Origin of the sequence: Coleofasciculus sp. G2-EDA-02 (assembly GCF_040226375.1) — a bacterium.
In the GTDB taxonomy this organism is placed as follows: domain Bacteria; phylum Cyanobacteriota; class Cyanobacteriia; order Cyanobacteriales; family Coleofasciculaceae; genus Coleofasciculus.
On record NZ_JAVKEW010000145.1, the window covers coordinates 1 to 19,776 of the forward strand.

Below are 19,776 nucleotides of genomic sequence, written 5' to 3' on the forward strand. Positions count from 1 at the left end.
TGACTTGACTACAGCAAAAGGGAAACTGCAAAGCATCAACTGGAAGTATTTCGAGCCAATCTGGAAAGCTGACGGTTATACTTATGTCCACAAAGGAAAGAAATGTCCATTGATTTAACGATTAGAGGAATAGCGATCGCAAACAGTCTGAGGCAGTTTTACAGCGACAATCCCAGGAATTAGCCCAAGCCAACCGCCTCAAAGATGAATTTCTGGCAACCCTTTCCCACGAACTCCGCACGCCCCTTAATTCAATACTCGGTTTGTCTCAACTTCTGCCCATGCGCCGCTTGAATGAAGAGAAGATGGCGCGGGCGCTGGAGACGATTTCTCGCAATACCCAATCCTTGGCACAGCTGATTGAAGATGTCCTGGATATGTCGGATATTATCACGGGAGAGCTGACGCTAAAAGTCTCGCCTGTGGAACTGATGCCGAGTATTGAACGGGCGATTGCCTTCATTCGGGCGGCGGCTGAAGCCAAGACGCTGCAAATCGAGACGCAGTTAGATGCCGCAGTCGCTCCCATTTTAGGGGATGCCAGCCGCTTACAGCAAATCCTGTGGAATTTACTATCCAATGCGATCAAATTCACACCCAAGGGGGGACATATTCAGGTTCGCTTAGAACAGATTGAGGAGCAGGCTCAAATCCAGGTAAGTGATACCGGGATTGGCATTAGTGGCGAGTTTCTCCCCTTTGTATTTGATCGGTTCCGTCAGGGGGATGGTTCACTCACGCGATCGCACGGGGGTATTGGTATGGGATTAGCGATCGTGCGTTACCTAGTGGAACTTCAAGGCGGTACAGTGTGGGCACAGAGTCCCGGATCAGGTCAGGGGGCCACATTCACCGTGCGTTTTCCCATCTTTCCTCAAGACAAAGGACAGATGGCACAAGGCATAAGCAACATAGATTCAGATTCCCATTACATCCGCAAACCGTAGGGTGGGCACTGCCCACCAGCCTTAACTTAAGGCATAGATTTTTCCAAAACTCCAACGACAGCACGTTCTTCTGAACGCAGATCTTGAGGTGAATCCTTTGACTTAGACTTATCAATGGATAATTGATAATTGATAATTGATAATTGATAATTGATAATTGATTAATTTGGTCTAAGACCTCTTCGTTTACGAAGAAATTAAAAAATATTTTCCTTAAATTCAATCCTCTTCTTTTAAGGAGAGGTCATTATCCATTGTTCATTATCCATTGTCAATTTGTGAACATATTTTTCCATAATTTCACCCAATTCTCCCTCTAGATAAGTATCAATTATGGCAGGATGAACGTAATATTTGCGGCAGGTGGGGTATCGGTTTCCTAGTTCCTTGGCTAATCATCCGTGACATAGCGAAGTCCAGCAATTTTTGCTGATTGAACTGGATAACTCATCAACTTGAGATCGAGTTTTTCAGGTGTTAGTGTTTTCACGGAATATGTTTGAGAAAAATCCCTTTTTTGACCCTTCGACTACCCTCAGGGGATGCTTTTGAATAAGGGCGGGTTTTGTTAATAAGTTCCAGACGTTCCGCCAGAGGAGTAGAGACGTTCCATGGAACGTCTCTACAAAATGATGTGTCCTAACCGCTATGGCGGTTGCTATATTACCAATCTCAGCTTAGGCTTATCCCTACTCAGGAATCCCCTCTCTCTAGGCTTAAATTTCATCCAACCTCAATCCCTTGTTCCTGCTCCCTGTTTCCTATTCCCTTACTTATTCCCTCAGATGCAGGTTTTTTGCCCGGTGGTGAGGTAATCTGTGATCGCATCAACTATGTTCGTTTCTCTTATGTCAATTCTGCTACTTGTTTTCGGACTGCTCATTCTCATCGTTGTGTCTATTGATGTCCTGATCACAACATTAACAGTGGGAGGAGGAGGTCCTCTAACCAGCAGAATCTCGGCTTGGCTGTGGAGAATCGCGCTTCAGATTCATCGCTGGCGTTCCCATCACCGCTTATTGCTATTTACGGGTTGGCTAATTCTCGTTACTGTAGCTGTGCTTTGGTTTGCCTTAACATGGGTGGGATGGACGCTAATATTTAGCGCTGATCAAACGGCTGTGGTAACGCCGAAAAAACTGCCCGCCACTACGTTAGAAAGAATTTATTTTGTCGGTTATACCATCGCTACTCTAGGCATGGGGAGTTATAACCCTCAAGGTGCAATTTGGGAAATTACCACCGCAATTGCTTCGGTGAATGGTTTCTTTTTAGTTACCTTGACAATCGCCTATCTCTTACCTGTGGTTTCCGCCGCCACTCAGCAACGCCAACTCGCTGTTTATATTTCCGCTCTCGGTGGTACGGCTGACGAAATAATTGTCAGAGCTTGGAATGGTAAAGATTTTGGGCAGTTTGACCAGCATTTAATTGCTTTGACACCAATGCTTGCCCAACAGGGAGAACTCCATCTAACTTACCCGATTCTTCATTATTTCCACAGCATAGAACGCACTCGCTCGATCACGCTGAGTTTAGTGGCTCTTGATGAAGCACTAACTATCTTGGAATATGGCATCAAAACGTCAAGTCAACCTGATCCGGCGGCGCTAGGTGCAGCACGTCGGGCAAGTGCGGCTTATTTGAAAACACTCAAATCCGCTTACTTAGAACCCGCCTCAGAAAACCCACCTCTTCCATCCCTGGAACGACTCAGGGGAAAAGGGATTCCCACCGTTAGCGATCGCCAATTTTGGGACGCAACCAAACACGTCACCAAACGCAGACGGCTGCTGTTGGCGCTGATTCACAATGACGGCTGGGTTTGGGATGCGATCGCCTCGATCAAAACCACTAATCGAGCTACCACCTTAGATGATCAGACGACGATTGACAAAGTAATACTGCATTAGGGAACAGGAACAGACGCGCCATGGCGCGTCTCTACTAAATTAACCAGTAATAAATAACCATGAAAAAAATCAAGTATATTCTCTTAGGTTTAGTCGGACTATTCAGTTTTCTTTTAATTTGGAGCTTAATTGAGCCTTATATTCTCGACACAGAAGAAGAAGTTGCTGTAATTCCCAATCTTCCTGCGGCTTGGCAAGGAAAACGCATCGGACTGGTTTCAGATTTTCAACACGGGATGTGGCTAGACAATACCCCTACCGTCCGCCGTAGTATAGCGGAACTGGTGGAAGAACGTCCTAGTGTAGTCCTGATTAGCGGTGACTTTATTTACCATGCCTTTAAAGGTGAAGACCAAGAAATTGCTAACATCGTCGATTTACTGCGTCCCTTAGCAGAAGCCGATATTCCTACCTATGCGGTGTTAGGTAATCACGACTACGGTATGATTAGCCTGGATACTCCACCCAAAGAGAACTTAGCAGCACGGTTAGAGGCGGCTTTGGAAGAAGTTGGGATAGAGGTTCTGGAAAACCAAGCCGTCAAATTATCTCTACCCGGAAATTCTGGGGAAAATCTTAGTGATAGAAACACCGACTCTTTTTATTTGGTAGGCATTGGTTCCCATCTGGCAAATAAGGACAAACCAAAAGACGCGATCGCGCAAGTGCCATCTGCTAATCCCAGGATTGTGATGATGCACAATCCCAAATCATTTCTGGCTTTACCTGCCAATACCGCACCTGTAGCGGTTGCTGGACACACTCATGGCGGACAAATTCGCCTGCCCTTCACACCCCAATGGTCTTGGTTAGCATTAGCTAAAAACTGGGAACATGTCGATGGTTGGAGTGACGGCTATGGCGCCTCAGGTAATAAACTCTATATTAATCGTGGGATTGGCTTTAGTGATCTACCAATACGACTCAACTGTCCTCCAGAGGTCACTCTGTTTACACTACAGGGAACAGGGAATAGGGAATAGGGAACTAAAATTAATTTATTTCTAGAGGTGGATGTTAAATTATTAAAAAGTCATCTCAACCTGACTTTTCCACGGTATGTGATGCAACGTGAGTGTAGAGACGTTGCATGCAACGTCTCTACTTTTCGGTTACTCAGGTTTCTAGACTTCCCCTGAAAAGTCCGACCTAAACCCATCTAAAAATCCGATGATCTACTGTATCAACCCCAAGTGCGACCAACGGGAAAATCCGAACTATCTGGAATACTGCCAAGGCTGTGATACTCCATTAACCATCAACAGTCGATATCGGCTGCTGAAACCCCTTCGACCTCTAGAGGCACCCAATCCCACCAAAATCTTTGAAGTCCAGGATTTAGCAGCAGAGGCGGCAATTCAAGGGGCAAAACATAAGGTGCTGAAAGTTTTAACCCGGAACAATTCCACTTTAGTTCGCCTATTTAAACAAGAAGCCGAAATCTTAAAGAAACTTAACCATCCCGGCATTCCTAAAGTTCAACCCGAAGACGATTATTTTACCGTTTCTGTTGCCCGCCGTTCTCGCCCCTTACATTGCTTGGTGATGGAAAAAGTAGAGGGAGAAAATTTACGATCATGGCTCAAACATAATCAACCCATTTCCGAAGCCAAAGCCATTGAATGGCTAAAACAGTTACTTGATATTCTCGATACACTGCACCAACAACAATATTTTCATCGGGATATTAAACCCTCGAATATCATGCTACGACCCAATGGTCAACTGGTGCTAATTGATTTTGGTACAGTTTGCCAAATGACGGGTACAGTTGTCCAACGACTGATGGGAAAAGATGTAATGGGAGAAGGGGTTTTTTCACCGGGTTATACCCCTCCAGAACAAATCAACGGTAATGCGGTTCCCCAATCGGATCTCTATGCACTAGGACGTACTTTTGTCCATTTATTGACAGGTAAACATCCCTTAGAGTTAGACACCAACCATAAAACAGGTGAATTAATATGGCGCAAGCATACTCACAAAATTTCCGATGCTTTAGCCGAGTGGCTTGACTATTTTATGGCACCATTTGTCCATCGTAGACCGCCAAATGCCGCGTTTATTTTGCCGCATCTCCAAAAACAACCCCTCCCTAATCCAGACATACCAAAAAATTATCCACTTCCCCTAGGATTAATGATTCTAAATCTTGTCATTTTCTCAATTTTATTAGTATCAGGAGTCCTCTGGTTACAAGCCTACCAACAGCACCAACGGCAGTTGTCTCCTCAAGGGACTGTTCTGTTCATGGGAGAAAGTTGAAGGAAACCCCTACAAATGTGGCTCTGAAACTTATTCAGATCAATTAATCGTCAACATCTCCAAATTAAGCAATTGGCGCGTTTCATCGGCGGCTTCCTGCATCAACTGGGTTATCTCGTTATTATCAACTCGTTGGGCAAGGGCGGTTCTGGTAATCAATTTACTCAAATATTTCTGTAAGATAAAAGAGGCTTGATCATACTGAGGAATGGGAGGACGCAATATGGAATTTGTGACGGCTTCTTTCAAAGACGGTAAATAGGGATATTTTGCTTTGATCTCTGGGTCATCATACAACGCTTCTCGACTGGGTAAATATCCTTGCTCCAAAATCATTTTTTTCTGAGCAGCTTGACTGGTGAAATATTGAAGGGCTTTCCAGGCTTTATCTGGGTGTTGTGAATTCTTAGATATTCCTAAACCCCAACTCCCATTACAGCCACTCGGAACCCATGTATTTTTATCGGGATCGAATGAAAGATTCAAGACTTGTACGCCGACATTAGATGGATCAGCTAATTGGTTCCAGGCATAGGGCCACTGTCGAAGAAATAGGGTATTGGGATCTTGATTAAACCTGTCCAATGATTCTTGTTCGCTATATAAAATAACTTCTGGAGATGAAATATTCTCTCGAATTGTATTGAGTAAAAACTGAACAGCTTGTTCAGCCTCAGGTTGCTCCAATCCTACCTCTAAACTTTCCGGTTCAATCCAGAATCCCCCATAGCTTTCTAATACCTCGACAAAAGTGGCGACCAAACCTTCATAGCGCCATCCCTGCCATAAATAAACACCTTGATAGTTCCCTTGATTTTTCCAGGTTTGGGAAAGCTGTTTTAATTGTTGTAAGGTTTCAGGTGGCTGAGTATTACCCAGTAAATTTTTGCGGTAGTATAGAAGACCGATATCCGAACGCAAAGGCATCCGATAGAGCTTACCCTGATATTCTCCTGCGTCGATTGTACTGGGTAAAAATCCTTCATTGACTAGGGTATCTCTAGCAGTCCATTTATATAGATCAACCAGACACCCCTTAGCCGCGAACTCTGGCATCCAAATCACCGAAAATGTACCCTTGCTCCCCCAGCTTCCCCGGCTTCCCCGGCTTCCCCCGCTCCCCCTCACCACACCACTTATTCAGCAGCCCCTACTTGCTCAGGGCGGGTTGAGTCGCATCCGGGTGAAAAAGAGACGATAGTAGTCAAAAGAGCCCCTACACACTCACACGCCATGGCATTGAGAGTCGCGAAGGGTCAAAATTTTGCATAAGACAAGGGATCATTTAGTCCGAGTTCAGCAAAAGCGGCAAGGCGTAAGCGACAAGAATCACAGACACCACAAGCCATCTCATTCCCAGCATAGCAAGACCAGGTGTCTTGCCAAGGCACTCCAAGTTTATTTCCTAAGTGGATAATTTCGGTTTTCCTAAGCTGAATTAGCGGAGTGATAATTTGAATCGGTTCTCCCTCACGCCCCTGTTTTGTGCCTAGGCGAAAGACTTGCTGCATGGCTTGGATATAATCAGGACGGCAATCGGGGTAACCGGAATAATCTAACGCATTGACCCCCAAATAGACGGCTGTAGCACCCATCGCTTCGGCGTAGGATAGCCCAAAACTCAAAAAAATGGTATTTCGTGCGGGCACGTAGGTGATAGGGATATTCTGGGACATCTGCTGGAGCGATCGCGCCTGGGGCAGATCGAGGGTATCATCAGTTAAGGCTGAACCTCCCCACTGGCGCAAGTCAAAACTTACCACCTGATGGTCTTTGACACTAGCACATTTAGCGATTGCGATCGCGGATTCGAGTTCTCGCCGATGTCGCTGTTGATAATCAAAGGATATAGCATAACACTCATAGCCATCTGCCTTAGCTTGATAGAGGACTGTAGATGAATCCAATCCTCCAGACAATAAAACTACGGCTTTCGACATCTTCACCTCCTCTGATGAAAGTTTTGAGTTTTGAGTGTTGAGTGTCAAGTTTATTCCTCCGGCTTCCCCATCTCCCCCAGCTCCCCCAGCTCCCGCCCAAAAATGGACAACCCAAAAACTGACACATTTACCTACACCTAAAGTAGCTCTAAACCCACAATGAAAACAGAATGACCGTCCTAAAGACTTCCGTTATCTGGCAAATTGGGGCAATCTTTGGAATTCTTCACATTTAAAGGTGCTGTGGTACTATCTGGATGGTTTAAGGCGGCTCAACATAAGTAAATTGACTTAGTTCCCGTGGTGGAGGAGCATATAAGAGTGCAAGATAGCATGTATCAAAGACATCTGGATACTCATGTCCAACGTAGCCTGCCCCAGCCAATCCGAATTGGCGTGATTGGCGTTGGTAACATGGGACAGCATCATGCCCGCGTTTTGAGTCTTTTAAAAGACGTGGAAATGGTAGGCGTGGCAGACATTAATGTAGAACGGGGTTTGGATACGGCGAGTAAATACCGTGTCCGCTTCTTTGAAGATTATCGCGACTTACTCCCCTATGTTGATGCTGTCTGTATTGCGGTACCAACCCGCCTGCATTATGAAGTGGGGATGACTTGTCTGCGTTCGGGGGTTCATGCGTTAATCGAAAAACCGATTGCCGCCAGTATCGCTGAAGCAGAATCCCTAGTCAACGCTGCCGCTGAGTACCAATGTATTCTACAAGTGGGTCACATTGAACGGTTTAATCCCGCCTTTCAAGAACTCAGCAAAGTCCTCAAAACTGAGAAATTGCTGGCACTAGAGGCGCATCGCATGAGTCCCTACTCCCACAGAGCCAACGATGTATCTGTGGTTCTCGATTTAATGATCCACGATATTGACCTGCTGATGGAACTGGCAGATGCCCCTGTCATCCGATTAACGGCTAGTGGTAGCAATGCCTCTGAGTCGGGGTATTTAGATTACGTCACCGCTAATCTAGTCTTTGCCAATGGGATTGTGGCAACTCTTACCTCAAGTAAGGTAACCCATCGCAAAATCCGTCGCATTGCCGCCCATTGCAAAAATTCGCTCACAGAAGCCGATTTTCTCAATAATGAAATTCTGATTCATCGGCAAACGACTGCCAATTGTGAAACTGACTATGGTCAAGTTCTCTATCGTCAGGATGGGTTAATTGAAAAGGTGTACACCAGTAACATCGAACCGCTTTACGCTGAGTTAGAACACTTTGTCAACTGTGTGCGCGGCGGAAATCAACCCTCTGTTGGTGGCGAACAGGCGCTGAAAGCCTTGCGTTTAGCCAGTTTGATTGAGCAAATGGCTCTTGATGGTCAAGTTTGGCATCATTTAGACCGAGAGCCCCATGACCTCAAGTCTCCCATGGTTGCCCTGTCTTGAGTGTCATTTGTCCATTGTTTGGACGAGTGGTCAGTGGTCAGTGGTAAGTTATCAGTGGTCAGTAATTGTAACTGGTAACTGATAACTGGTAATGAAGCGATCGCGCGATTACGTCACTAACCTGCTGATTGCCTTGGGGACTTAAGTGGATGTGATCTCGATACAAGCTTTCTGGGGTTGGCTGGTTGTTGAAGATGGGCAAACAATCAATGTAGGGAATTTGCTGGTCTTGAGTCAACCCAATTAGGCGATTTCGGGCTTTGATTTCATAATCACGGGGTCCTTTTTCGCCAATTTCCCGTAATAGGGGGGTCATGACCAACAGAAACTCAGCGCCTGCCTGTTTAGAGAGCTTGTAAACTTGATCAATGGCATCTAAGTTAAAACCCACGCGATCGCCTCCCTCAGCACGAACAGCCGCCATTTCTGGCACAGATTCGTAAGGCAAAAAACGACTAATTGCCTCAATCAGGGCTAAAGGGGGTCTATGACTGGGATAATTGCGATCGCGTCCCACCGGGATCGAGGTGGGGGCGGTGGCAAAGAGATCATCGGTATTGATCACCAAGACTACAGCTTGGGCGTTGAACGTGCCAAAGCGTTGGAGATATGCCAATTCATTCCGAGGTCCCCAGGAATTGGCAGAGGCGTTGAGAACTTCGATTTGCTCAAACTCCTTCTGGGGCTTGAACGGTGCCAATTGAGCAGCGAGCAGCGCCGAAAGGGTTTGGTCTTGGTCTGTCCACCAGCCACCATTGACGATAGAATCGCCTAAGAGTAAAACCCGCAGTGTAGACGGGGATCGCTCTGGTGTAATCTCATCACTCCGCATGGAATAGTCATTAATGGCAATGCGATTACCCATACGAGTCGTCTTTTGGTTAGGGGCTAATAAATAGCCAATTTGCTCATCGGCAATATAGATCGGCGGCTTCCCTAAGCCAAAGAGTAAACGCAAGCCGACTTCCACTCCCGCAACCAGTACCAGCAACACTCCGAGAATGACTAACAATACTTTCACACCACAGTCTCCTTACATTTGAGCAAATTATTGGCAATGACCACTATTGACCCTAATTTAGCCTGTGTGTGCCAGATGCCCTACACCCAACGGAATTTTGTGATCAAAACACTCAGGTCAAGATATATTCGAGTTGGGAAATCCCTTAAATTCAAATAGGAGCGTATAACCGGATATGTCAGACCTAAATCGTGGCATCATGAAGTTTAAGGGAGCAGATAGCCCTGTGGCGATCGTGATTTCGACGGTGATAGTCCTGGGGGGTATTGCTTTCCTCCTCTGGTGGGCATTACAGACTGCTTACAATGTGGGGTAATTTTCCATCATTTGGCGTGAGGGAGTGGGACACTGATGATGTCGCGTCCTACTTCCTGCCTGTTCTCCTACCAAAACATTGCCCCAGATGTTCCTCGCGATCGCTAACAACGTTACTGGTGTAACACATCTAAAATGGTGGAATAGATTTTACGGTTAATCTGGGCTCATGTCCGTATATTTTCTGGGCGCACGTCGGTACGCCCCTACAGTTTCCGGGTGGGGGCTAATCTATCAAATTAGCTGTGTCACCCCACTACTGCCGTGGCACACCTAAAATTGTGGAATAGATCTTACCATTGAATCGGGCGCACGCCATGGGCCCCTACGGTTTCCGGGCTCCCATTCTAATTCATCAAATAAGGTGTGTCACTCCACTACACTAAGAATTAGCGAGTAAATCCGAAACCCCTCACCCCTATTTTCACGACCAACTATAAACGCTATACTATTGCAACCTCTGATGATACTCTCCCATACCCCCTGCCTGATATCCCTTAGTAGTTGGCTCAGATAGCCTTAGCCAACTTTTTGCTATTTCAATGATTGCCTTGCCAGTCCCGATTTACTTACTTGCGGCGTCAGACATCGGTCCTCTTTTGGGCAATGTTTGGCTTGATGTTACCGTGTTGGTTGTGATGCTTTTGCTTTCGGGTATGTTTTCGGGTTCAGAAACGGCAATCACGGCATTAGATAATCTTAAACTGAGAGCGCTGATCAAAGACCAAGGTGATCCCAGTGGTATATTTCGCCTAGTTTTGGAGAAGCGATCGCGGTTTATTACGACACTGCTGGTGGGAAATAATTTAGTCAATAATTTTTCGGCTATTCTCACCAGTAATCTTTTTGCCCTGTGGTTGGGTAGTGCTGGCTTGGGCATCGCCACGGCAATTGTGACGTTTATCGTCTTAATTTTTGGTGAAATTACGCCCAAATCACTGGCAATTAATAATGTATTGCCTGTTTTCCAGGTTGTCGTTCGCCCGATCTATTGGCTATCTAAATTTTTATCCTTTTTTGGCATTATTTCTTTTTTGGAAACCATCGCTCAGACTGCTATTCGCTTTTTTCAAGGTGGGATTGTCCAAGAAGGCGAGTCGGTAAGAGATCTCAAGTTAATGATCGAGGTGTTAGGGGGTAAAGGAATTCTCGATCTGGATAAGCATCAACTGCTGAATAAAGCGTTGATGTTAGACAACTTAAGCGCTCGCGATGTGGTTAAGCCGCGTATTGAAATGCGGACAATTTCCCACGAGGAAACCTTACAAAATTTAGTCAATTTCTGTTTAGAGACTGGATATTCTCGGATTCCGGTTCAGGAAGAATCAAAAGATGAAATTGTAGGTATTGTTCACCTGAAAAAAGCCCTACAGTATTTAAGAGTCGCCCAACCTGAACAGGGTGATATCCCAGTTACCGCCGCCATGGACCCACCGATTTATGTGCCAGAAACCAATCGAGTGGCGACGTTACTCAAGGACATGTTACGACAGCGTTTTCATATTGCCATCATCGTGGATGAATACGGCGGTACGGTGGGATTGGTGACGTTAGAAGATATTCTAGAGGAACTTGTGGGTGAAATTTATGATGAGAGCGATCGCCTCGTTCCTAATCGTTCCAGAACCTGAATGTAAGTCAATAGTCATTTGTCCTTTGTGGCTATCAACTTTAAGCGGGATATGCTAGTTGAGATGAGGTTTTAGATTTTAGGTTTTAGGTTTTAGGTAAATGCATTTCATCAGGATACAATATGTTGAGAGTATATCATAGTCCTATGTCTGCCAAGGATCGATTTCACGAAGCCGTCAAGACTGGATTGATTAAGGACGGATGGACGATTACCCACGATCCACTATCCTTAGACTTTGATAATGCTCGTATCCAGATTGATTTAGGGGGTGAACGTCTACTGGCAGCGGAGCGAAGTTCTGAAAAAATCGCGGTTGAGGTGAAAAGCTTTCTGGCTCCTTCCACGATTTATGAATTTCATCTAGCAGTCGGACAATGCTTTAGCTACCAAATTGCGCTGCGATCGCAACAGCCAGAACGTAAGCTTTATCTAGCTGTACCTTTGTTCATATATGATGAGTTTTTTCGTCGCCCCTTTGCTCAACAAACGATTCAAGAAGCGCAAATAAGTTTGTTAGTGTATGAACCAATTCAAGAGGTAATTGTGCAATGGATAAGTTAAATCAATATCGTGATTGGATTCAACAAGTTTTAGAAAAATATAGTCAAGTAAAACCAGCAAATGGAGAGATTGAAGTCTATAAATTCTTTGATAATCAACATGACCACTATCAAGTTTTTCATGCTGGCTGGAATCAATATCGTCGAGTGTTTGGTCCACTGATCCACATTGACCTTATTGAGGGTAAGATCTGGATTCAGTATGATGGTACAGAGGTTGGTGTAGCCAATGAATTAGTGGACTTAGGTGTACCTAAGCACGATATCGTACTCGCTTATCATGCTCCCCTAATGCGCCAATATGATGGGTTTGCCGTTGGCTAAATCTTGGGAAAACCCTGGTAGAAAGAATGGGGGTTCAGGTGATGGTGCGATCGCAACTTAATCATTGGCTTGGAGTAAGGTGAGGTGCTTGAAAGATTTCGTCATAATACAGAATGATTATAGTATAGTCGCTAACCTTCCGCACCATTGTAGAGACGTTGCATGCAACGTCTCTACAAGCCGGATGTGTCCTAACAGCTATTCGCGATCGCTCTCACCACTCGCTCATCATCAAAGCCAACCCCATCTGAAGTTCAGGGTTAGCCTGTTGGGTAGAGCGATCGCTCTACCCAAACTACTACTGGAACCCTATGTGCTTTCACTCTCCCTGTTAATCTAGTTTCAATTGTGCGATAATAATGCCGATGATGGCTAAAATCCCAGTTGGATAGAAAGCATAGGTATAGCTACCAAACAAATCCCGAATTTGTCCGATGGCTAGAGTTCCTAACAATGCTCCTGCTCCATAGGCAGTGAAAACCATCCCATAGTTCTTGGCATAGTCTTCTGGAGCAAACAGAATTAGAGTAGCTGTCGGTGCGATCGCTAACCATCCCCCTAAGCAAAGCCAGAACAGAGAAAAGGCAACCAGATAAGTCAAAGCTTCCCCCTCTCCCGCGTTGAGCATCAAAATCGAAGCAATCAGAATTAACACATAAGAGATCATTGCCGCTCCCTTTGGCTGAAGCCGATCCGTCAACCAACCAAAGAGGGGACGCCCGATTCCATTAAAAACGGCAAATAGAGAAACCGTAATCGCTGCGGTAGTAGCATCGAGTTTGATAATTTCCTGTGCCACTGGGCTAGAAATTCCGATCGCAGATAGTCCGACAAAAGTGCCGATGGTGTAGCAAACCCAGAGAGCATAGAAGGAAGGCGATTTCAATAGTTCTCGCCGCTTATCTTTCGTTATTTCATTGATCCCTTTGGCAGTTCCTGTTTGGGGTTTCCATCCGACTGGGGGTAATTTTAGGAGCATTGAAATTACCAGGATAATTGCTGTTAAGCTAATCCCCAGAATCGTGAAGGTAGGAAGAACTCCATAAGCAGCAATTAAGCTTTTTGCTAGGGGTGCAGTAACTAAGGGAGAAAGTCCAAACCCGATCGCCGTCAATCCAACTGCCAATCCTTTGCGATCGGGAAACCATTTGGCTGAAACAGTCAGGGGAACACCATAGGCAATGCCAACTCCCGCACCAGCGATTACACCATAGGTAATCGTTAATAACGTGATATTCGTTGCTAGGCTGGAGAGTATATAACCAATTCCCGTCACCACGCCACCTATGGCGGTAATTTTGCCCACGCCAATCTTATCAATGTAAAATCCTGTAATTGGCATCAACATGGCATAGAGGACTAACAAGATAGTGAAAGGCAACACACTTTGGGTGGCGCTGATGCCAAATAAATCCTCTAGCGGTTTGCGAAAGATACTCCAAGAATAAACTGTTCCTAGACAGAGGAGAACCATCGAACCTAACGGGATTAGAAACCATCTGCCTTTTTCTGCTGGTAACCCAAAAAGGCGAATAGATTGCCAGTTATCCATAACCTCTCCTGCACATAGCGGATCTCAGCCTAAGCTTTCGATCAGGATATCAGTTGATCAATAATTTCTGTTACTTTAACCTTAATTTGTCCCTGATCTAACTGAATCTGTAATTCTTCTCCAGGAACGACACTTGCCGCATTACGGGCAATTTTTCCCTGTTCGGTACGCACCACAGCATAACCTCGTTTTAAAACATTAGTCGGGTCAAGGGTGGCTAACTTCTGCCCCAAAAATTGGCAGTGCACAGTAGCTTGACTTATGCGCCAATATGTGTTTTTTGCTAATCGCTGTCGCTGCTGTGCGATCGCCTGTTGTTCCTGCTTTAGCTGTCGGTTCAGGGGTAAGCGTTGGAGACGGTTTTTGAGTTGGTGTAATTGGTTGCGGGAGATATCCAGATGATGAGTCACCGCCTCATGTAAAGCTTCCTGACGCTGCTGATGTTCGCGCCGCAGTGTCGCCAACTCTGGCACTGCTCGTTCGGCGGCGGCTGTGGGTGTATGAGCGCAAAAATCAGCCACTAAATCTGCCAAAGATTCATCCCGTTGATGACCAATCCCAGTTAACACTGGAATCGAACAATTCGCGATTGCTCTCACCACTCGCTCATCATCAAAGCCGACTAAATCCTCCGATGCACCACCCCCTCGCGACAAAATCACCAATTCAGCCCTCCCGTCTCGCTCAACTCGCTCAATCGCTGCCACAATCGATTCGGGTGCCAAATCCCCTTGCACTTGTGCCGGAGAAAACAACACAGATAACCCCGGATACCGTTGTCGCAGGGTGCGGCGAATATCCCCCCAAGCGGCGGCTTGGGGTGAAGTGACTACCGCGATTGTTTGCGGATGCGTTGGTAGAGGGCGCTTGTTTTGGGCATCGAATAATCCTTCAGCCTCCAATCGTTGGCGAAGTTGGTTGTAGCGCAGCGCCTTTAACCCCTCTCCTCCCGGCAAAGCCTGCCAAACCATAAGCTGGTATTGTCCCCGTTGCGGATAAATCCGGATACTGCCTAAAGCAATCAACTGTTCTCCGGATTGGGGGAGTTGCACCAGCTTACTTAGCACAGAGTTCCACACCACGCATTGAATCGATGCCTTGCCCTCTAGATCTTGCAGAGTGAAAAACATACCACTCCGATGGCGGTTGGCACTAGAGACTTCTCCCATTACCCAAACCTTCTGGAGTTGGGTATCCTGCTCTAACACCTCTTGAATATAGTCGGTTAACCCAGCAACCGAAAGGGTTCCCTCTGGAAGCGATGAATTATCATTTGTCATTTGTCATTTGTCCTTTGTTTGCTCGCCCAGCTAAGAGACGCGCCATGGCGCGTCTCTACATTGCTCCCCCAGCTCCCTCGAACTTGCTGATTGACCCAACAGTGCTATAGTAGTACCTGTGTTCTATACTAGGGGAGAGGAAATGCTGTCAAATGTCTCTCTCCAGTCCAAGACTTGGGATCAAAACACAGTAACAGTTTGGCAAAATTTTGGCGTTGATGAACAGTTTCCTGGCATTGACAAATTAGCATTTCTGTGATTTTGTTCCAAAAATCAGGTCACATTAATCTCAAGAGACAGTCGGCGTTAAAATAGAGCCAACTTTGTGCACCCATTCTCAGTCCATATCAATAACAGTTCTTGAGGCATCCATGGCTACCCCAATTACCAACAGTCCCGAAAAGGAAAAAGCCCTGAACTTGGTACTCAACCAGATTGAGCGTACCTTTGGCAAAGGTTCGATTATGCGCTTGGGAGATGCCACCCGTATGAAGGTGGAAACCATCTCCAGTGGTGCAATTACCCTAGATTTAGCCTTGGGTGGTGGCTTGCCCAAAGGACGGGTTATCGAGATTTACGGACCAGAAAGTTCTGGAAAGACAACCCTCGCTTTGCACGCTGTAGCAGAAGTTCAGAAGAGTGGTGGGGTAGCCGCATTTGTAGACGCTGAACATGCCCTCGATCCAACCTACTCATCGGCGTTAGGGGTTGACATTGCCAACCTTTTAGTATCTCAACCGGATAGTGGTGAATCCGCTCTGGAAATCGTCGATCAACTCGTGCGATCGGCGGCTGTAGATATTGTTGTGATTGACTCAGTAGCCGCCTTGGTGCCTCGTGCGGAAATTGAAGGCGAAATGGGTGATACCCAAGTGGGATTGCAGGCGCGTCTGATGAGTAAGGCGCTACGCAAAATTGCTGGGAATATTGGAAAATCAGGCTGCACCGTCATTTTCCTGAATCAGTTGCGACAAAAAATTGGGATCACCTACGGCTCTCCCGAAGTGACAACAGGCGGTAACGCGCTGAAGTTCTATGCTTCAGTACGCTTAGACATTCGCCGGATTCAAACGCTCAAGAAAGCCAGCGAAGGGGAATACGGAATTCGCGCTAAGGTCAAGGTGGCAAAAAATAAAGTCGCGCCACCATTCCGGATTGCTGAGTTTGACATTATCTTCGGGCAAGGTATTTCCCGCTTAGGATGTCTGGTTGACTTGGCTGAACAAACAGGGGTGATTAACCGCAAGGGCGCTTGGTATAGCTACAACGGTGATAATATTGCCCAAGGTCGTGACAATAGTGTCAGGTATATTGAAGAGAATCCTGAAATTGCCGCGACTATTGAACAACAAGTGCGCGAACAGCTTGAGATGGGAGCTATGGTGCCAGCGAATTCCATCAACCCAGACGAAAACGAGGAGCAAGAGGAAGCACAAGAACATTTTGAGGAAGATTAGATTAGCGGTTGTTTAGCTTTATCGCCGATTCATCTCATACCAAATCCTAGATTATGGTGTGAGATGAATTGCCAGTTTACGGGTTGGGAATTTGCCGACTGAAAAATCGATCTAAAATTTCTGAGCGTTGATGAGAGTTTAATTTAGGTAAAGCCGATTCTCCAGATAATTCTTCTAGCTGCGCTAGTTCTTGCAAAAATTGCGAGGTTCCTTTTTGATAGTCGCCTTCATTTCCTTTGACTTTCGCCGGTAACTCTAAATCTTCATCTGTGGCTTTTCTTTTGGAGGATGGGGAGGGTTCTGCGGAGGAGGAAACTTTGGAAGCTTTCAGTTTAGCGATAATTTCTGGAGAGGCGGAATCGAGCTTTTGGGTATCGTTGCAGATGAAAAAGTAAAAAGCCAAGGTGCTGAGTCGAATGCAATCGCCATCCTTAAGCGGTATATGCCCATGTACAGGTTCACCGTTGACAAATGTACCATTTGTGCTTTTAAAATCGACCAGGTAAAATCCTTTATTTTGCAGATAGTAAATTGCCGCATGATGACGGGATAAGTGAGGATCGGGAATCGATATCGCCAATTGGCGATCGCGACCGATAGTCCAAATTCCCTGAGGTTGAAACAGGGTTTGGGTTTTCCCCTCTACCAGATTGGTCATCAGACAAGGTCGCTGACTTTGAATGATACCTGTCACAAAACGAACTGTTCGGCTCGAGAACGTTTTATGACCGGTTTTCTCAAGCTGGAGAATTTCATCGAGTAGACCCCGATGATACTCGTAGAGCTTCAGGAAAACCTGGTATAGACCCAATCGTTGTTCGATTTCCATAAAACGAGCCGACAATTCCTAAACAACCTAATACCCATTAATGGGAACTTTAACATCCGGATTGGTGTATCGTTTCGGATGAACTCTACAGGGTTAGAAATTTTACCTGGAGATTAAAAGATCTAAGTAGGTTGGCTGTTGCCTCACAGATCTGTCGAGTTCAAGCCAATCTTAACCTATGGCTTACGCTCTGCCCGTTGTTCTAGGCGAAATAGCCAAATCATTAGGGCGACGATGCCAATTTGTAGCCCCAGATTCGGAAATGCCGTCGCCACTTCTCGACCCGCAATTAACTGTGCCAGGAAAACAAGCCCTCCAATAAAGCCAGAGGCACCAAATGCTACATAGATAAATTTTCTCAGTCCTCGGTAGGGTGCTTTTGCCTCAGCTTTCAGTCGAGCGTATTTTTCCGGACTCATCTGTCGGGATTTGAGGTTCGACTGGGGCTGGCGATTGTTTGGAGTGGAATGGGTCATGAGTTTCGTTGATCGTACCTCTCTAGCTTAATGGTGACATGACTATCCCGACCTTGGGCGGTGAATTATGCCAAACCTTGCTTTAATATAAAAAAATGTATCTTTGGAGTAACCTGCTCACAGGGTTCATGCCAGAGAAGGAAAAAGATGCAGTTACTTGCGCTAAAGCTTGCTATAGTAGTCAAGTGATGCCGGTGTAGCTCAGTGGTAGAGCATTCGATTCGTAATCGAACGGTCAGCGGTTCAAATCCGCTCATCGGCTTTTTTTTTGCGTACAGCGACTGATTTTTGGTCACTGTGTCAGATTCGTGTCATCTTGACAGATTCTGTGTCCTCTTGTATAGCAACCGCCATAGCGGTTAGGATACATCATTTGGTTCCAGACGCGCCATGGCGCGTCTCTACAGTTCCCTTGTCCTAATCGATGTGTCTACTGCTATACCTTTCGGCGAAAGGCGCGATCGCATCTCCTATTGATTGATTAGGCGTTAATAAGTAAGGGCGCACGTCTATGCGCCCCTACCATCTCAATGTTTGGGTTGGTGGCGTCATCCTATCGGTGATCACTCGCTTTTCTTTCTCGCGCTACCTGTTGAAAAAATTCATTGTACTGTTGATGACCTTTGTGAAAGATAAAGTTTAAGGTTAAAGGCTCATCGACATCGCGAACATCACCGGGACCTTCAAGCACAATGATGTCCTCCCCAGAGGTTTCATGCTGACCAATTTTCACCGACTTGCGATTTTTGACTTCACCTTGGCTACTATCAATATAGACAATAATATTGCCTGTATCCAACTCCTGACCAATCCTTTGAATCAGTTGTAAAAAGTTGCGATCGCTCCCGCCTCGTCGAACCGTCAGTTTCCCCTGTGCGTCTTCAACAGAGCTATTCACCGTATCTCCTACGCCAATCATCAACGGCATTTCTTTTGGGTCAAAATTCCCTTTAACCAACTCCAGTAATTCCTCTAGGGTTTTTGGCGCTTGTCGCACATTAAACTCTTCCCCTAAGGGATAAGAACCCGTCCGTTGAAAATAATAACGATTTAAAATCGCTAACACACCCGCCTCTTTAATCGCCCCTTGCAGCATAAACTGAAAATCAGTTGTCCCAGAATCTTGCCTTTGAGCTGGGCGTAATATTTCTTGTCCTTGCAAGTCTCTGCCTAAGTTGGGAGCATAATGGACAAAAAACGAATCGCCTAACCCTTTCACTTGTGCCTCTTTTAGAACTTCTTGCATCAGATTTTGCATATCTTTTTGCAAGTCCATATAAATTTCCGAGTATTGGCGCAGTTTTTCATAAAAGGTATTCAGATTCGCACTTGGGGAAACCTTATTTTCCAGAACAGAAGCCTGGATACATTCATCCAAATTATCAATTTCTGTAGCTATACTTTTTTGCTCAAAAAAGCGACATAACCGGATTTTAATCCTCTGGGGAACTTCAGCTAAAAATTCTAATTCTGCTTCGCTGACACCAGGGTGAGAGACATTCCCTTGACGGTCTTGCCATTGCACACCGCCACCCGCTAGACCAGGGAGATACAGCCCCTTTGCCTTAACCTCAGCCGGATTGCCAAAGGCGCGTTCAATAATACCATTTACTCCTTTTTCTCCAATATGTTCTCCATTAGTCAGGACATAAAAATGACCATCAAACGCCTGCGTCGCTTTAACATAGTTTCGGTCAATCACTCGCCTTAGGGGGTCTTTAACCAGTCCCATGCAGACGCCATCTAAATCTTGAATAATTAGGATATTTTCTACATGGGTCAAGACATCGGCAAGGACTTCAGTCTTTAATGATAGAGTATGCTCATGGGGGAGAAGTTGAGGAGAAACACTCATTTGTA

19 protein-coding genes and 1 tRNA gene are annotated in these 19,776 nt (G+C 45.7%); 12 read left to right on the top strand and 8 right to left on the bottom strand.

Going from position 1 to position 19,776, the window contains the following annotated elements; all coding sequences use genetic code 11:
• The first annotated feature begins 212 nt into the window (after positions 1 to 212).
• The 5 genes from RLO19_RS17105 (at position 213) to RLO19_RS17125 (ending at position 5,125) form a co-directional block, all read left to right on the top strand.
• Complete coding sequence (locus RLO19_RS17105) at positions 213 to 947, top strand: sensor histidine kinase (RefSeq protein WP_446358343.1); 735 nt, start codon at positions 213 to 215, stop codon at positions 945 to 947.
• Between the two features lie 611 nt (positions 948 to 1,558).
• The gene (locus RLO19_RS17110) at positions 1,559 to 1,762 is read left to right on the top strand and encodes a hypothetical protein (protein WP_446358282.1); all 204 of its coding nucleotides are present in this window, start codon (positions 1,559 to 1,561) and stop codon (positions 1,760 to 1,762) included.
• Between the two features lie 18 nt (positions 1,763 to 1,780).
• Positions 1,781 to 2,860, top strand: coding sequence for a two pore domain potassium channel family protein (locus RLO19_RS17115; RefSeq protein ID WP_446358284.1), 1,080 nt, complete (start codon positions 1,781 to 1,783; stop codon positions 2,858 to 2,860).
• Positions 2,861 to 2,919: 59 nt separating this feature from the next.
• Complete coding sequence (locus RLO19_RS17120; RefSeq protein ID WP_446358286.1) at positions 2,920 to 3,843, top strand: metallophosphoesterase; 924 nt, start codon at positions 2,920 to 2,922, stop codon at positions 3,841 to 3,843.
• Positions 3,844 to 4,030: 187 nt separating this feature from the next.
• Positions 4,031 to 5,125, top strand: a complete 1,095-nt coding sequence (locus RLO19_RS17125; RefSeq protein WP_446358288.1) for a serine/threonine protein kinase — start codon at positions 4,031 to 4,033, stop codon at positions 5,123 to 5,125.
• Between the two features lie 39 nt (positions 5,126 to 5,164).
• On the opposite strand, the gene RLO19_RS17130 is transcribed toward RLO19_RS17125, so the two are convergent.
• Both RLO19_RS17130 and queC read right to left on the bottom strand, forming a co-directional pair.
• Positions 5,165 to 6,181: an extracellular solute-binding protein gene (locus RLO19_RS17130; RefSeq protein ID WP_446358290.1), complete on the bottom strand. Its 1,017-nt coding sequence runs from the start codon at positions 6,179 to 6,181 to the stop codon at positions 5,165 to 5,167.
• Positions 6,182 to 6,381: 200 nt separating this feature from the next.
• The gene (gene queC, locus RLO19_RS17135) at positions 6,382 to 7,065 is read right to left on the bottom strand and encodes a 7-cyano-7-deazaguanine synthase QueC (protein WP_446358291.1); all 684 of its coding nucleotides are present in this window, start codon (positions 7,063 to 7,065) and stop codon (positions 6,382 to 6,384) included.
• 333 nt (positions 7,066 to 7,398) lie between these two features.
• On the opposite strand from queC, the gene RLO19_RS17140 reads away from it, so the two are divergent.
• A complete protein-coding gene (locus RLO19_RS17140; protein ID WP_446358293.1) occupies positions 7,399 to 8,469 on the top strand; it encodes a Gfo/Idh/MocA family oxidoreductase in 1,071 nt (356 codons plus the stop codon).
• 58 nt (positions 8,470 to 8,527) lie between these two features.
• Here RLO19_RS17140 and RLO19_RS17145 read toward each other — a convergent pair whose 3' ends face one another.
• Positions 8,528 to 9,490: a GDSL-type esterase/lipase family protein gene (locus RLO19_RS17145; protein WP_446358295.1), complete on the bottom strand. Its 963-nt coding sequence runs from the start codon at positions 9,488 to 9,490 to the stop codon at positions 8,528 to 8,530.
• A 175-nt stretch (positions 9,491 to 9,665) separates the two neighbouring features.
• On the opposite strand from RLO19_RS17145, the gene RLO19_RS17150 reads away from it, so the two are divergent.
• From RLO19_RS17150 to RLO19_RS17165, 4 genes are all read left to right on the top strand, one after another.
• Entirely contained in the window at positions 9,666 to 9,806 is a 141-nt protein-coding gene (locus RLO19_RS17150; protein WP_446358297.1) for a hypothetical protein, read from the top strand.
• A 541-nt stretch (positions 9,807 to 10,347) separates the two neighbouring features.
• Positions 10,348 to 11,436: a hemolysin family protein gene (locus RLO19_RS17155; RefSeq protein ID WP_446358299.1), complete on the top strand. Its 1,089-nt coding sequence runs from the start codon at positions 10,348 to 10,350 to the stop codon at positions 11,434 to 11,436.
• A gap of 146 nt (positions 11,437 to 11,582) precedes the next feature.
• Complete coding sequence (locus RLO19_RS17160; RefSeq protein WP_446358301.1) at positions 11,583 to 11,999, top strand: element excision factor XisH family protein; 417 nt, start codon at positions 11,583 to 11,585, stop codon at positions 11,997 to 11,999.
• Positions 11,987 to 12,322 carry an element excision factor XisI family protein gene (locus RLO19_RS17165; RefSeq protein WP_446358303.1) on the top strand — a complete coding sequence of 112 codons (336 nt, stop codon included), beginning with the start codon at positions 11,987 to 11,989 and terminating at the stop codon, positions 12,320 to 12,322. The genes RLO19_RS17160 and RLO19_RS17165 overlap by 13 nt, the downstream gene beginning before the upstream one ends.
• A 331-nt stretch (positions 12,323 to 12,653) precedes the next feature.
• Here the strand turns inward: RLO19_RS17165 and RLO19_RS17170 are convergent, their stop codons facing one another.
• Together RLO19_RS17170 and xseA are read right to left on the bottom strand one after the other, a co-directional pair.
• Positions 12,654 to 13,874, bottom strand: a complete 1,221-nt coding sequence (locus tag RLO19_RS17170; protein ID WP_446358305.1) for an L-lactate MFS transporter — start codon at positions 13,872 to 13,874, stop codon at positions 12,654 to 12,656.
• 41 nt (positions 13,875 to 13,915) lie between these two features.
• Entirely contained in the window at positions 13,916 to 15,154 is a 1,239-nt protein-coding gene (xseA, locus tag RLO19_RS17175) for an exodeoxyribonuclease VII large subunit (RefSeq protein ID WP_446358307.1), read from the bottom strand.
• 371 nt (positions 15,155 to 15,525) lie between these two features.
• Here xseA and recA point away from each other — a divergent pair, with 371 nt between their 5' ends.
• Complete coding sequence (gene recA, locus RLO19_RS17180; protein ID WP_446338705.1) at positions 15,526 to 16,611, top strand: recombinase RecA; 1,086 nt, start codon at positions 15,526 to 15,528, stop codon at positions 16,609 to 16,611.
• A gap of 76 nt (positions 16,612 to 16,687) precedes the next feature.
• Here the strand turns inward: recA and RLO19_RS17185 are convergent, their stop codons facing one another.
• Together RLO19_RS17185 and RLO19_RS17190 are read right to left on the bottom strand one after the other, a co-directional pair.
• Positions 16,688 to 17,440 carry an FHA domain-containing protein gene (locus tag RLO19_RS17185; protein WP_446358309.1) on the bottom strand — a complete coding sequence of 251 codons (753 nt, stop codon included), beginning with the start codon at positions 17,438 to 17,440 and terminating at the stop codon, positions 16,688 to 16,690.
• 176 nt (positions 17,441 to 17,616) lie between these two features.
• Complete coding sequence (locus RLO19_RS17190; RefSeq protein WP_446358311.1) at positions 17,617 to 17,916, bottom strand: DUF3493 domain-containing protein; 300 nt, start codon at positions 17,914 to 17,916, stop codon at positions 17,617 to 17,619.
• A gap of 190 nt (positions 17,917 to 18,106) precedes the next feature.
• Here RLO19_RS17190 and RLO19_RS17195 point away from each other — a divergent pair.
• Positions 18,107 to 18,178, top strand: a tRNA-Thr gene (locus RLO19_RS17195).
• 291 nt (positions 18,179 to 18,469) lie between these two features.
• On the opposite strand, the gene stpA is transcribed toward RLO19_RS17195, so the two are convergent.
• Entirely contained in the window at positions 18,470 to 19,771 is a 1,302-nt protein-coding gene (gene stpA / locus RLO19_RS17200; RefSeq protein ID WP_446358313.1) for a glucosylglycerol 3-phosphatase, read from the bottom strand.
• Positions 19,772 to 19,776: the final 5 nt, after the last annotated feature.